Origin of the sequence: Pantoea sp. B550, from assembly GCF_024158165.1 — a bacterium.
GTDB classification, from domain to species: domain Bacteria; phylum Pseudomonadota; class Gammaproteobacteria; order Enterobacterales; family Enterobacteriaceae; genus Pantoea; species Pantoea alfalfae.
Genome location: NZ_JAMYXI010000001.1, coordinates 16,906 through 30,112 on the forward strand (window position 1 = coordinate 16,906; position 13,207 = coordinate 30,112).

Sequence of the window (13,207 nt, forward strand, 5' to 3'; positions counted from 1 at the left end):
CAGGCGCTAAGGAGTTGTTATGGCTATGGTACAACCCAAATCGCAACGGCTGCGTCTGCTGACCACGCATCTGCTGCTGCTGTTATTTATTGCCGCGATTCTGTTTCCGCTGCTGATGGTGATCGCGATTTCCCTGCGAGCCGGTAACTTTGCCACCGGCAGCCTGATCCCGGAGCAGATTTCCTGGGAGCACTGGCGGCTGGCGCTGGGCTTTAGCGTTGAACATGCCGACGGACGGGTTACACCGCCGCCCTTCCCGGTGCTGCTGTGGTTATGGAATTCGATCAAGATTGCGGCAATCAGCGCGCTGGGCATCGTGGCGCTCTCCACCACCTGCGCCTATGCGTTTGCCCGTATGCGCTTTACCGGTCGCGCCAGCCTGCTGAAAGGGATGCTGATTTTCCAGATGTTCCCGGCGGTGCTGTCGCTGGTAGCGCTCTATGCGCTGTTTGATCGTCTCGGCCAGTATCTGCCCTTTATCGGGCTGAATACCCACGGTGGAGTGATCTTCGCCTATCTGGGCGGCATTGCGCTGCATGTCTGGACGATTAAGGGCTATTTCGAAACCATCGATGGGTCACTGGAAGAGGCCGCCGCGCTGGATGGCGCAACGCCGTGGCAAGCGTTCCGGCTGGTGCTGCTGCCGCTGTCGGTGCCGATTCTGGCGGTGGTGTTTATTCTGGCATTTATCGCTGCGGTGACTGAAGTGCCGGTCGCCTCATTGCTGCTGCGCGACGTCAACAGCTACACCCTGGCGGTGGGGATGCAGCAATACCTCAATCCGCAGAACTACCTGTGGGGGGATTTTGCCGCGGCGGCGGTGCTCTCCGCGATTCCGATCACCCTGGTTTTCCTGCTGGCACAGCGCTGGCTGGTGAGCGGTTTAACCGCGGGCGGGGTGAAAGGCTAGACGATCATCATTGTACGTTGCCACTGCTTACACAACGCCTGTTGTGGTTGAATGATTCGGCGGCCTGCGGGCCGCCTTTTTTATCCTAATCCGCTTCTGACGCCAGACTGCCCGCCACTAGCGCCATCACCATAGCCGCTATCGCCTGCTGACCTTCAGGCTTGCTGATATCGCCGCGTGCCACCGCGCCTGCGATGGCATCCGCGCCCCCCAGCAGCCCCCACATGCCGGCTTCCGCAATACCGCTGCTGCCAGCAAAAGGCGCAAGCCAGCGCTGACAGCGGGCAATAAAATCGAGCTGATAGTGGCGTTTGACGGCGGCCAGTTCCGGTGAGGTACTGAGCGCGGACAGCAGTTCGGGTATTTCGCGCCCCTCCGTCATCACACAATCGACATAACAGGCCGCGAGCACGTCCGCTTTTTCTGGTAATTGCATCGGCGCGGCATCCATCGCCGCATTCATCCGCTCGCTCTGGCGGCGATCAAAATCGTCATACAACGCCGCCAGCAGCCCATGACGGGTAGTGAAATGGTCATACACCACCGGTTTACTGACGCCTGCCGCGTCGCCGACCCGCGCCAGCGTCAGCGCCTCGCTGCCTTCCGTCTGCATTATCTGCCACGCGACGTCTGACAACTGCCTGCGTCGGGCCTCACGTGACAGACGCTTACGGGGTGTTTTTTCTACGGTCATGTTTTTCCTGATGGGCGAACAGACGCTGGCCCAGAGCCTGCGCCAGCTGATAGTGCGACTCAGGATAACCTTCATCGCCGATCAGTAACAGCTCACTGGTCACCACCGGCGCACCGCAGTAGTCAAAGATGCCGTTTTCAATCTGATTACGCATGCTGGTGAAATAGCCGCGCCGCACAAAGGTTCGGGTGTCCGCCGCGCCAATGGCCAGCAGATGCACAGGCAGATGGCCAAGGCGTTTAATTACCCGGCCATCCTGTTCGCTGAAGGCCCAGTCCTGGATAAACACCCGGTCGATCCAGCCTTTGAGCTGTGCCGGGAATGACCACCAGTAAATCGGATAGACCAGTACCAGCGCATCGGCGCGGTCCAGTCGCTGCTGTTCCGCCAGCACTTCGGGCGATGCCATAGCCTGACCGTTGAAACGTCGATGATCATCGAGCGTGAAGCGTGGATCAAACCCTTCTGCCGCCAGATCGGCCTTTTCAACCGTGTGGTGCCCTGTCGAGATTATGCCCTGCGCCAGCTGGTCCGCCACGTGGTGGGAATGCGCATCCTGATTAGGATGGGAAGTCACTATGAGTGCATGCATCGTTGTCACCTTACCTGATTAGCCATTAAGCTACTAAAGGTAAGTTACTATTGGTAGGTTATCAAGCGGCAACGTCTGTTCTTCTGACTCACCGCATTTACGGTTTAAACGCGGCCGTCGCCAGCAGAGCCTTCTCCAGTTGATGAGGGTCAAACGTAAAGGGAAGATGCGCCAGGCTGGCGGCGGGAAAGTGGATTTGCTGCGCGATTTGATGCACGGTGTCGGCGTCGATAGCCGCAGGTAGCGTCAGGGGCGAGTGGAAACGGCGCAGCAGCGACAGCAGTTCCGGCTCGACCTGTTTGCCCTGCTGTTCAATCCAGGACTGGATCAGCAGGCTGAAACCGACCTTTTCGCCGTGCAGCCAGTGATGCAGTTCTGGCTGGTGCGTCAGACGGTCGTGGATAACATGGGCAAAGCCGGGCGTCGCCATTGCGTCCTGAATACTGTTCGCCAGCCCTGCCAGTACAATATTGGCTTCAATCACCTTCTCCAGCGCCGGGGTGACCTGTTGCGCTAGGTTATCGGCCACCGCCGTTTCACCCCACTGTCTCAGCACCGTCACCGCCTGCCAGGCGGCGGCGACTTTAAGATCCAGCGCCATCCGGTGCGGCGTCTGTCGCTGATAAGGTTCAAACTCAAACCATTTCGCCAGCGCGTCCACAATACCGGATCGCAGGTAGCGGACGTCGCTATGGGCAATCACTTCACTGTCCACCAGAATCCATTCCGGCATGGCGTTAAGTGGCTGACTGCGAAGATGCCCGCCCTGCTTGTTATAAATAATTGCCAGCGGAGACCAGGCTGCGCAGGTGGCAGCCAGCGTAGCGAAGTTGACCAGCCGCACATCCGGCAGGGCATCATTGACCGCTTTGGCACAGTCCAGCACCCGCCCGCCCCCGACGGCCAGAATCAGGGTGGCTCCGTGCGTCTGCACCCGCTGTTGCAGTGAAGCTATCGCCGCATCGGTGCATTCACCGGTCAGCATGTCGAGCTGCCAGCGAATGCCTGCCTGTTCCAGGCTGATGGTCAGTGCCGGATTCACCGCCTGCCAGGCGTGCGGCGAGGTGAGGATATGTATATGCGAGGTCAGCGGCCGGATAATCTCACCCACTTCAGACCGGAGTCCTGGCCGTTGCAGATAGCCTTTTGGCGACATTACACGAAACATCGCTGCCCCTTAACGCCGATAAGCCAGCGAACGCACCAGGCGGTCACCGAGTTTCTGAATCAGCATCACCAGCGCCAGCAGCACCACAATGGTGGCCGCCATGATCTGGTTATCGAAGCGCTGATAGCCGTAGCGAATCGCCAGATCGCCTAGTCCGCCGCCGCCGACCACACCCGCCATCGCCGAGAAGCCAATCAGCATCACAATAGTCAGGGTAATGCCCGCCACCAGCGCAGGGAGTGCTTCCGGCAGCAATACGCGGCTGACGATATGCCACAACGTGCCGCCCATTGAGACTACCGCCTCAATGCGGCCGCGATCGACCTCATCCAGCGCGTTCTCCACGATGCGGGCAAAAAAGGGAAAGGCGCCCAGCGTAATCGGGACAATCGCGGCGGTACTGCCGAGCGTGGTGCCGACCAGCAGGCGGGTAAAAGGGATCAGTGCGATCAGCAGCACCACAAACGGCAGCGCGCGCCCAGTATTGACCAGCGCATTGAGCAGTAGTGAAATCGCGCGGTTAGGCAGAATGCCCTGGGGACGGGTCAGGAACAGCAGCACGCCCACCGGTAAACCTATCGCAACCGTAAAGAGTGCCGCCAGCAGCACCATATATAACGTTTCGCCTGTGGCGTTCAACAGCAGTTCCTGAAACCGATCGCTACTCATGCTACGCATCGGGTTAATGCCTCTCGCTGATATTTTTCAATAAACGCCCGGTCCGCTTCGCCATCCTTCAGCAGCATTTTGCGCAGGCGTCCCTCTTCGCGTCCCATAATCTGGCTCAGCGTTCCGCTCTCGACCAGCTGGCCATTCTCCAGCAGCGCCGCACCGTCACAGATACGCTTTACTACCGCCATTTCATGGGTAATCAACACAACTGTGATATTGAGCTGCTGCTGAATATCGGCCAGCAGATCGAGAATCGAGGTGGTGGTTTCGGGGTCCAGCGCGCTGGTCGCCTCATCGCACAGCAGATAACGCGGTCGGGCGGCCAGCGCGCGGGCAATGCCGACGCGCTGTTTCTGTCCACCTGAGAGCTGCGACGGCCAGGCGGCCGCAAAGGACTCCAGCCCCACCAGTTTCAGCAGCGAGGTGACCCGCTGGCGGCGCGCCGCCTTAGGCACACCCGCAATCTCCAGCGCCAGATCGACATTGTCCTGCACGTTACGGGAATGCAGCAGATTGAAGTGCTGGAAGATCATCCCCATCTGCTGGCGCTGCTGACGCAGCTGCGCCAGGCTCAATGTGGCGAGATCCTGACCATCTATCTCAATCCGCCCGCTGGAAGGACTCTCCAGCCGGTTCAGGCAGCGCAGCAGCGTACTTTTGCCCGCCCCGCTCCGGCCCAGGATACCAAAGATGGTGCCCTCTTCGATGGTCAGAGAGATATCGTCTAACGCTGGCGCAGGTGCGCCAGCGTAGTGTTTGCTGAGATGACTGAGCTTAATCATGCTGCTGGTCCGCAACCGGAATCACAGAGCCCTGATAGGTTTTACGGATGAACTCTGCCACCTGCGGCGAGCGCAGATCTTTCGCCAGCTGAATCACTCGCGGATCTTTCGCCAGTTCAGGCGTGGTCACCAGCAGGTTGGCGTAAGGGTTATGCGCCGCGGACTCCAGCCCCAGCGCATCTTTTGCCGGATTCAGACCCGCTTCCAGGGCATAGTTGCCGTTGATAATGGCGGCATCAACGTCATCCAGTGACCGTGGCAGCTGCGGTGATTCGATCTCAACAATTTTAATTTTCTTCGGGTTTTCACTGATATCTTTCGGCGTCACCAGCGTCGAACCCGCCTCGCCCTGCGCGTTAAGTTTAATCACCCCTTTGTCCTGCAACAGCCAGAGTGCGCGGCTCAGGTTGGTGGTGTTGTTCGGCACGGCAATGCTTGCGCCCTCTGGCAACGCTGCCAGCGATTTCACCTTACGCGAGTAGATCCCCAGCGGCTCAATATGCACACTGGCGACCACAGCAAAGGTTTTTCCCAGCGCTTTCTCCTGATCTTTTAAATAAGGCAGATGCTGGAAGTAGTTGGCATCGACATCCCCGGATGCCAGCAGTTCATTGGCATTCACGCCCCCGCTCAGCTCAACAATTTTGATATCCAGTTTCGGATCCAGCGTTTTGACATACTCAAGGATTTCCGCATGCGGCAGCGGATCGGCCGCCACGCGCAGCGGTGCCGCCTGTAAACTTTGAGCAATCAGCAATGAAAGACCAGCCAGAACCAGAAAGCGCTTTTTAATCATCATCATTTATCTCTTATCGTTATCAGTCGTAGTTTTTAGTGGGTGTTGTGTTCGGGATAGAAACGCTGGGCAACTTCCGGATGCGAACGCAGCCGGCCTTTAAGGTAATTCCAGCCAACTTCTCGCAGGAGCGGGTTAAGCGGATCGCTGCTCGGTCCCTGCGCCAGCTCAGCCAGCTGCGGGGGAAGCTGATAGATTGGCACGACGGCGTCGAGCTGTGCGCCAAGGAAGAAGGCGATGGATAAGCGCTCATTGTTCTGCTGCGGCGACACCACGCGGTGTACCGTCGCGCGCAGATAGCCGTTGGTCGCCAGCTCCAGCAGTTCGCCAATGTTGACCACAAACGCGCCCGGCAAAGGTGAGGCATCAATCCAGTTGCCCGGCGTCACTTCAACCTGCAAGCCCGGCTGGTCGTCCTGTAATAACATGGTCAGGAAACCCGAATCCTTATGTGCACCTACACCCTGGCGTGATTCACCCTCGGTGCGGCCCGGATAGCGGATCAGTTTGATGTGTTCGTTGGGATAGTCGCCGTAAAGGTTATCGAAGGCGTTACGTGGCAGGTTCAGCGCTTCGGCAAAGGCGCGCAGCAACTCCAGCGCCACGGCAGTCATCTGCTGCTGCCAGCGGGTCACCACCGTCTGCAATTCAGGCAAGGCTTCAGGCCACTGGTTCGGCCCCTGCATGCGTTGCCAGGTCGGGGAATCGGCGGTGACGGGCAGCGCTTCGCGCTCTGCGCCAATATCGAACTGCTCACGATAGTCGGGCTGGCTGCGGGTGATTTCCACGCCCGCCAGGTTGTAACCACGAAAATGCGGTGAGTTGGCCATCGCGACCGCCGTTTTGTCCGCCTGCGGCAGAGCAAAAAACGTCCGTGCGACCCGCTGAACCTCATCCAGTAATTCACGGTCGATACCGTGATTAATTAAGTAGAAGAAACCGACATCACGCGCGGCCTGGCTTAATTTTTCCAGAACCTGTCGCTGCTGCTGTTGATGACCTGACAATAATGCGAAATCAATGACCGGCAATTCTGATGGGGTTAACGCACTCATGATTAACACTCTGTTGGCATAGAATCGTTTTACCTTGCCATTTCAGTTATGCGTTAACTACCAACTAATCCTGCTATGGATATGCGGCGGATGGGAATATCCCACCGCCCCTTAAGTCCCCGCCCGCAGATTACTCTGTGGTCGGGATCACAAATTCCGGTGGCGACCACGCTGTGATTTCAGGCAGGGTCTCGTGGTAAAGCGCAATCTCTACAAAACAGGTCTGCGCGCTGCACCCCTGGCCCAGTCGTGAACTGCCGCGATCCTGGGTCAGCACATTAGGGTTGCCATGTTTATCCAGCGGCTTGCCCTCCTGCTGTTCCAGCGGGTCATACCAGGCCCCGGTCGACATCTGCACCACCCCCGGCAGGATATCCTGTGTCAGATGCACGCCCGCCAGCAGCGCGCCGCGTCCGTTAAACACTTTCACGATGCTGTTCTCCTCAATGCCACGCGCAGCCGCATCCTCAGGGTGCATCCAGAGCGGCTCGCGCCCGGCAATTTTGGTGGCCCGGCTGACCCGGCCATGATCGTACTGGCTGTGCAGCCGGGTTCGCGGCTGGCTGGAGAGCAGATGCAACGGCCACTGCTGCTTCTCCTGCTGCTGAGCCTGATATTCCGGCGGATACCAGAAGGCAAAGCCGGGCGCTTCTTCATAGCCAAAGTCAGCCACCCGCTGCGAAAAGAGTTCGATTTTTCCCGATACCGTGCTGAGCGGGGCCGACTCCGGGTTATCGCGAAACGCTTTAAGGAGGATCTGTGGTGTGTCAGGCGCGGGATATTCCACCACGCCCTGTGACCAGAAGGCCTCAAAGGGCGGCAGTTCGATGCCCTGCGCCGCTGCGCGTGGCCGGGAGTCTGCGTAAATGGCTTCAAGCCACTGGCGCTCACCGCGTCCCTGAGTAAAGGCATCAGCAAAACCGAGCCGCTGCGCCAGCTCAGCAAAGATGGCGTAATCCGATTTTGCCGCCCCAAACGGCGGCAGATGCTGCGGCATGGCAATAATAAAGCCGTCGTTGCTGGCGCTGCCGATATCCTCGCGCTCCAGCGAAGTGGTGGCGGGCAGGACGATATCGGCAAATCTGGCCTGCGCCGTCCAGAACTGCTCATGCACAATCACGGTGTCCGGCTGCTGCCATGCGCGTATCAGCTTGTTGATATCCTGATGATGATGGAAGACGTTGCCGCCAGCCCAGTAGACCAGCCGGATGTCGGGATAGGTTCGCTGCTGGCCGTCAAACGCGTAGAGACCGCCGGGATTAAGCAGCATGTCAGCGATACGTGCCACCGGTATAGTCTGCTGTACGGCATTATGGCCGGCAGGCAGCCGGGGGCCAGAGAACTGTCGCCGGGCGGCACCCGCCAGATTGGTTGAGGCGTAACCAAACCCCAGCCCGCCGCCGGGCGTGCCAATCTGCCCCAGTAGCGCAGTGGTGGCGACAGTGGCCCAGAACGCCTGCTCGCCCTGCCGCGCACGCTGCACTGACCAGGCAATATTGACCATCGTTTTGTGAGCCGCCATCTGCCGTGCTAATCCGCGAATCTGATCGGCTGCCAGCCCGGTTAGTGACGCAGCCCATTCGGGCGTTTTGGCGATGCCATCGTGTTCACCCAACAGATACGCCGCATAGATATCGAAGCCTACGGTGTAGCGCGCCACAAAGGCCGCGTCATACAGGGATTCCGCAATCAATACCTGCCCGATGGCCAGTAGTAACGCCGTATCGGAGCCGGGCTTTATCGCCAGCCACTCCGCATCGGCCACCCCGGCGAGATCGTTTCTGACCGGACTGATGTTAATAAAGCGGGTGCCATTCTGCCGCAGTGTGGTCAGCCAGTGAGCCAGCGCATGATCGTTAGCCCCACCGCCATTGACCTGCGCATTGCGCAGCGGCAATCCGCCAATCGCCACAAACAGCTCACAATGCTCCGCCAGTACCGGCCAGTGAGTATGGTGACGTTGTAACTCATCCAGATTACCGATGATGTGCGGCAGCGTGCGTTCACCGGCCGCAATGCTGTAGGTATTGGTGCTGGCGGTGTAGCCGCCGTAGTGGTTAAAGAAGCGGTGCAGCTGGCTCTGGGCATGATGAAATCGTCCGGCGCTGGACCAGCCATATGAACCGGCATAGATCGCTTCATTGCCGTGCCCGGTTTTCACCCGCGCCAGCTCTTCAGCCACCAGTTGCAGCGCCACTTCCCAGCTCACCTCGACAAACGGCTCTTTACCGCGTCCGCTGCGTGAAGCGCTTCTGTTCTGCAGATAGCCGAGCCTGACAGCCGGATTTCTGACCCGGGTTTCACTCTGCACCGCGCCCGGCAGCGACTGACCGATAGCGGACGGATTACGGTCCCACGCCACCGGCCTGACCGACGTCAGCGTGTCACCGTCGGTGGTGACGTGATAGGTGCCCCAGTGCATTACCGCTAAATCATTCTTCTTCATGGTTTACTCGCGTCGGATACGACGTGAAATACGCGTACCCAGGGTTTGCAGAAGCTGGACAATCACAATGAGAACCAGCGCAGTGGAAATCGTGGCAAAGGCGTCAAAGCGCTGATAACCGTAAGTAATGGCGAGGTCGCCAATGCCGCCGCCACCCACCGTGCCCGCCATCGCCGTGGCGCCCAGCAGTCCGATGGTGGCAGTGGTCAGGGCCAGCACCAGCGAGGAAGCCGCTTCCGGCAGCATGAAATACCAGATGGTCTGCAGCGTAGTAGCCCCCATCGCGTTGGCTGACTCCAGAATGCCTTCGTCGACCTCCAGCAACGCGCTTTCCACCAGCCGCGAGATATAAGGCGCAATAAAGATCACCAGCGGTACAATGGCCCCCGCCGTGCCAATCGTGGTGTTCACCAGCAGGCGCGTCAGCGGCAGGATAGTAATCAGCAGAATAATGAACGGCAGCGAACGGATGATATTCACGACAGGGTTCAATAGCTGATGCACCAGACGCTGGGGCTGTATCCCGCCCGGACGGCAGACCACCAGAATAATGCCAAGCGGCAGCCCCAGCAGCGAACCAAAGCCCAGCGACAGCCCCACCATAATCAGCGTGTCCTGCATCGCCGTCAGGAACTGATCGCCGGTTACAGCCGTTTCAAAGAGTTCAGACATCACTGATTTTTACTCCGGTCGCGGTGAGAAACTGAATCGCCGCCTCGCGCTGCGCGGGTTCGCCTTTGATCTGCACAATCATGAAACCCAGAATGGTGCGCTGCACCTCCGTCATGCTGGCGAACAGAATATTCACCTCCACCTCATAGTTGCGGATCAGCTGATTGATCACCGGCTGCTGTGCCGTGCTGCCGACAAACTCCAGCCGTAACGCGTCGGCTGCCGGATGCTCGCTGAGCAATTCAAGCGTCTGCTGTGGCAGGCGATCGTGAATGACCGACTGCACAAAGCTGGCGCTCACCGCCTGCCGTGGTTCGGCGAACAGCGTCAGGACATCGCCCTGTTCAACAATGCGACCGTGCGCCATCACCGCCATCCGGTTGCAGATCTTCTGCACCACTGACATCTCGTGGGTGATCAGCACAATGGTGATGCCGTAACGCTGATTGATTTCCTGTAACAGCAGCAGAATCTGCACCGTGGTCTGGGGATCCAGCGCCGACGTCGCCTCATCGCACAGCAGAATGGCAGGGTTGGTCGCCAGCGCACGGGCAATTCCGACGCGCTGTTTCTGACCGCCGGAGAGTTCGTCCGGGTAGCTGTGGGCTTTGTCGCTGAGGTTCACAAACGCCAGCAGTTCCGCTACGCGGGTGGCGATAAAATCTTTACTCCGCCCCTGCAATATCAGCGGGATGGCCACGTTGTGAAATACGGTACGGGCATTGAGCAGATTAAAGTGCTGAAAGATCATCCCAATCTGCTTTTTGACGTCAATTAACCGCTTTTTGCTGATCCCCTGTAACGCTTCACCCTGCACCTCCACCGTGCCGGTCGTCGGCGTTTCCAGATGATTAATCAGGCGCAGCAGCGTGCTTTTTCCGGCACCGCTGGTGCCGATAACGCCAAAAATATCGCCCTGGTTGATGCGTAGATTAATATCCTGCAGCGCCTGCACTTCTGACCCGTTACGTGCAAAGGTTTTGCTGACCTGGTCAAACGCGATAGCCGCCTGACTCATTTGAAATAGTCTGGCAACAGATAGCCCGCATATTGCGCATTACTGGTGATATACGCTTTGAATTCCGGCGAGTGATAGCCGGCAATAATGTCACGGGCAAACTGAGCCTGCTTATTTTTACCCGCTACCGTTACTACGTTAATAAACTGGCTGGTTGGTGCCTCCAGTTTCAGCGCGGAATTGAGTTTCAGGCCACTGGAGACCGCGAAGTTACCCTGAATAACACCATAATCCACATCAGGCAGTGCGCGCACCTGCTGGGCATTATCCATCTCTTTCAGCACGATTTTGTAGGGGTTCTCCGTAATGTTTTTCTGCGAGAAGGTTGCGGCGTCGCTCTCAGGGCTGATTTTCAGCCAGCCGATACTCTGAAGTAGCAGCGCAGCCCGATACTCATTTGAGGGCTGGTTCGGCACAGAGACCGTGCTGCCTGGCGCAGGCTGCGTCAGCGTTTTTGCGCGTTCAGAATAGAGCCCCATTGGCGGGGTCGGCACCTGCACAATACCGACGTTATCAATGCCAAGCCGATCGTTAACCGACTTCAGATAGACCGGATGCTGCATGATATTGGCGTCAATCGTGCCGCGATGAACAGCATCATTAACCTGTATGCCATCGCTGAAATCCTTATATTCCAGCGTATAACCCTGCTTAATTAGCAGAGGTGCCACGCCTTTTTCAAACTGCTCTTTATACGGACCCGGATTAAAACCAATGCGTATTTTTTTCTGGTCTGCGGCTTGCGCAGCAGAGGTAAAAATTGAAACAGCCGTCAGTGAAAAAATAATTCCCCGTGAAGTAATGCGCATAATGCTTCCTGATTCATTATTGTGAGAGCAATCGATTTAATCACAGCCCTTACAATCAGGAACAGGCAAAACCGGCCCCGACTTTGGCTTATTTATGCTAACGATAGTCACAGGCTGAATATCCAGATGGCGGCAATCTTCAGCGTTATTTCTGCTAAAGAAATGAAACCCGGCTGTGTCATTCTTTTCCGCTTCACACTCTTTATTGCGGGACGGTTATGGCGGAGTTTGCAGCTTCAGATTTGGTCGCAGGGCTGGAAGAGAATCTTTTCAGCTTACTTGAGAAGCAGGCAGCAGAACTGGATGCATCGCAGTTACCGCTTATCGATCTCTCATCGGGCAGCCCACGTCAGCCTACGCCGCCTGCGGTCATCGCCTCCTTACAGGCTGCGGCGGCGCGGCCGGAAAATCATGAATATCCCTCCTTCTGGGGAAAGCCCGCCCTGCGTCAGGCTATCGCAGACTTTTACCAGCGTCACTATGGGGTCATGCTGGATCCCGATACCGAAGTTGCGCTGTTTCAGGGCGCGCACATTGGCGTCAACGGCTTTCCACGCGCCCTGCTCAACCCGGGCCAGGTGTTAATCTCCACCGATCCCTGTTATCCAATCTATCGCTCAGCAGCACGCCAGGCCGGTGCCGATTTTTATGGCATCCCGGTGGAGGCGCGTAACGCTTTCCTGCCCGATTTTACTCAGGTGCCGGATGAGATTACCGCGCGCGCCGGTCTGGTTATGCTCAACTATCCCCATAATCCCACCGGCGCACTGGCGACGTCCGCGCTGTTCGCCGACGCGCTGGCTTTCGCCCGCCAGCACCCTATTCCGCTGATCCATGACTTCGCCTACGCTACGCTAGGCAGTGAGCCGGACGAGCAGCCGCTAAGTCTGCTGGCCCAGCCCGATGGCAAAGAGTGGGGGGTGGAAATTTACACCCTGTCGAAAAGCGCGTTGATGGCAGGCTGGCGTGTGGGCTTTGCTGTGGGAAACGCCTCGATTATTACGGCTTTTAAAAAACTGCATACTCACAGCTACAGCACGGTGTCTGGCGCGGTGCAGGATGCCGCCATCACCGCCTTGTCGCTCTCTGCTGAGCAACTTAACCGTCTGGCTGATCCTTATCACCAGCGTCGTCGCGTGGTACTCGCCAGGCTGGCAGCGATGCACTGGCCGGTGCGCGCTCGTCAGGGCACCTTTTTTCTCTGGCTGCCTGCGCCACCCGGTTTTACCGGCGAGGAGTTCGCCAGCCTGTTACTGCAAGAGTGTCATCTGCTGGTGGCACCAGGTCACGGCTTTGGCCCCGCCGGGCGGCATTATATTCGTATCAGCCTGACCGCCAGCACGGAACAGCTGCTGCAGGCGCTGGACCGCATTGACGGGTTGAAACTGTTTAATGAGCGCAGGCGTGGCTGATGAAATCAGAGCCAGACAGCATCTAAGCCATAAACGCGGGATATGACCAAATGTTTGTGAGCGTAAGCAGGCATGATTAAGTGCAGTGTGCTGACTTTGTCAGCAAAGGCAGTTATTTCGACTGAAAACTTGCAAAACCTTACATTCGTAGTCTAAGGTTTACCGTCTGCGGTTTTTGCCG

Annotated in this window: 13 protein-coding genes; 2 read left to right on the forward strand and 11 right to left on the reverse strand. The window is 57.8% G+C overall.

Translation table 11 applies throughout. The features are described from left to right. Window positions 1-19 precede the first annotated feature (19 nt). Window positions 20-910: a maltose ABC transporter permease MalG gene (malG, locus tag NIM72_RS00070; protein WP_013196178.1), complete on the forward strand. Its 891-nt coding sequence runs from the start codon at window positions 20-22 to the stop codon at window positions 908-910. A gap of 85 nt (window positions 911-995) precedes the next feature. Here malG and NIM72_RS00075 read toward each other — a convergent pair whose 3' ends face one another. The 11 genes from NIM72_RS00075 to NIM72_RS00125 all read right to left on the reverse strand — a co-directional run bounded on the left by NIM72_RS00075 (window position 996) and on the right by NIM72_RS00125 (window position 11,614). Then, window positions 996-1,604, reverse strand: coding sequence for a TetR/AcrR family transcriptional regulator (locus NIM72_RS00075; protein WP_161735452.1), 609 nt, complete (start codon window positions 1,602-1,604; stop codon window positions 996-998). After that, on the reverse strand, window positions 1,579-2,196 hold the full coding sequence (locus NIM72_RS00080; protein WP_161735451.1) for an NAD(P)H-dependent oxidoreductase: 618 nt from the start codon (window positions 2,194-2,196) through the stop codon (window positions 1,579-1,581). Before NIM72_RS00080 ends, NIM72_RS00075 begins: the two co-directional genes overlap by 26 nt. Before the next feature lie 97 nt (window positions 2,197-2,293). Continuing rightward, entirely contained in the window at window positions 2,294-3,364 is a 1,071-nt protein-coding gene (locus NIM72_RS00085) for an iron-containing alcohol dehydrogenase family protein (RefSeq protein WP_161735449.1), read from the reverse strand. Window positions 3,365-3,373: 9 nt separating this feature from the next. Further along, a complete protein-coding gene (locus tag NIM72_RS00090; protein WP_013196174.1) occupies window positions 3,374-4,042 on the reverse strand; it encodes a methionine ABC transporter permease in 669 nt (222 codons plus the stop codon). Further along, a complete protein-coding gene (locus NIM72_RS00095; RefSeq protein ID WP_161735445.1) occupies window positions 4,030-4,818 on the reverse strand; it encodes a methionine ABC transporter ATP-binding protein in 789 nt (262 codons plus the stop codon). The genes NIM72_RS00090 and NIM72_RS00095 overlap by 13 nt, the downstream gene beginning before the upstream one ends. Beyond that, window positions 4,811-5,614, reverse strand: coding sequence for a MetQ/NlpA family ABC transporter substrate-binding protein (locus NIM72_RS00100; protein WP_033785173.1), 804 nt, complete (start codon window positions 5,612-5,614; stop codon window positions 4,811-4,813). Before NIM72_RS00100 ends, NIM72_RS00095 begins: the two co-directional genes overlap by 8 nt. Window positions 5,615-5,649: 35 nt before the next feature. Further along, window positions 5,650-6,669 (reverse strand): isopenicillin N synthase family oxygenase, encoded by a 1,020-nt coding sequence (locus tag NIM72_RS00105; protein WP_161735443.1) that lies wholly within the window; start codon window positions 6,667-6,669, stop codon window positions 5,650-5,652. Between the two features lie 130 nt (window positions 6,670-6,799). Beyond that, complete coding sequence (locus NIM72_RS00110; protein ID WP_222925814.1) at window positions 6,800-9,115, reverse strand: molybdopterin-dependent oxidoreductase; 2,316 nt, start codon at window positions 9,113-9,115, stop codon at window positions 6,800-6,802. Between the two features lie 3 nt (window positions 9,116-9,118). Further along, on the reverse strand, window positions 9,119-9,787 hold the full coding sequence (locus NIM72_RS00115; protein ID WP_222925815.1) for a methionine ABC transporter permease: 669 nt from the start codon (window positions 9,785-9,787) through the stop codon (window positions 9,119-9,121). Next, entirely contained in the window at window positions 9,780-10,805 is a 1,026-nt protein-coding gene (locus NIM72_RS00120; RefSeq protein WP_253417722.1) for a methionine ABC transporter ATP-binding protein, read from the reverse strand. The genes NIM72_RS00115 and NIM72_RS00120 overlap by 8 nt, the downstream gene beginning before the upstream one ends. Then, a complete protein-coding gene (locus tag NIM72_RS00125) occupies window positions 10,802-11,614 on the reverse strand; it encodes a MetQ/NlpA family ABC transporter substrate-binding protein (protein ID WP_253417724.1) in 813 nt (270 codons plus the stop codon). Before NIM72_RS00125 ends, NIM72_RS00120 begins: the two co-directional genes overlap by 4 nt. A 218-nt stretch (window positions 11,615-11,832) precedes the next feature. Here NIM72_RS00125 and NIM72_RS00130 point away from each other — a divergent pair, with 218 nt between their 5' ends. Next, the gene (locus NIM72_RS00130) at window positions 11,833-13,026 is read left to right on the forward strand and encodes an aminotransferase class I/II-fold pyridoxal phosphate-dependent enzyme (RefSeq protein ID WP_253417726.1); all 1,194 of its coding nucleotides are present in this window, start codon (window positions 11,833-11,835) and stop codon (window positions 13,024-13,026) included. Window positions 13,027-13,207: the final 181 nt, after the last annotated feature.

Bases quoted from the DNA above. Each gene is read 5' to 3' on its own strand.
- malG (WP_013196178.1), top strand. From the start codon at position 20: ATGGCTATGGTACAACCCAAATCGCAACGGCTGCGTCTGCTGACCACG.
- NIM72_RS00075 (WP_161735452.1), bottom strand. From the start codon at position 1,604: ATGACCGTAGAAAAAACACCCCGTAAGCGTCTGTCACGTGAGGCCCGA.
- NIM72_RS00080 (WP_161735451.1), bottom strand. From the start codon at position 2,196: ATGCATGCACTCATAGTGACTTCCCATCCTAATCAGGATGCGCATTCC.
- NIM72_RS00085 (WP_161735449.1), bottom strand. From the start codon at position 3,364: ATGTTTCGTGTAATGTCGCCAAAAGGCTATCTGCAACGGCCAGGACTC.
- NIM72_RS00090 (WP_013196174.1), bottom strand. From the start codon at position 4,042: ATGCGTAGCATGAGTAGCGATCGGTTTCAGGAACTGCTGTTGAACGCC.
- NIM72_RS00095 (WP_161735445.1), bottom strand. From the start codon at position 4,818: ATGATTAAGCTCAGTCATCTCAGCAAACACTACGCTGGCGCACCTGCG.
- NIM72_RS00100 (WP_033785173.1), bottom strand. From the start codon at position 5,614: ATGATTAAAAAGCGCTTTCTGGTTCTGGCTGGTCTTTCATTGCTGATT.
- NIM72_RS00105 (WP_161735443.1), bottom strand. From the start codon at position 6,669: ATGAGTGCGTTAACCCCATCAGAATTGCCGGTCATTGATTTCGCATTA.
- NIM72_RS00110 (WP_222925814.1), bottom strand. From the start codon at position 9,115: ATGAAGAAGAATGATTTAGCGGTAATGCACTGGGGCACCTATCACGTC.
- NIM72_RS00115 (WP_222925815.1), bottom strand. From the start codon at position 9,787: ATGTCTGAACTCTTTGAAACGGCTGTAACCGGCGATCAGTTCCTGACG.
- NIM72_RS00120 (WP_253417722.1), bottom strand. From the start codon at position 10,805: ATGAGTCAGGCGGCTATCGCGTTTGACCAGGTCAGCAAAACCTTTGCA.
- NIM72_RS00125 (WP_253417724.1), bottom strand. From the start codon at position 11,614: ATGCGCATTACTTCACGGGGAATTATTTTTTCACTGACGGCTGTTTCA.
- NIM72_RS00130 (WP_253417726.1), top strand. From the start codon at position 11,833: ATGGCGGAGTTTGCAGCTTCAGATTTGGTCGCAGGGCTGGAAGAGAAT.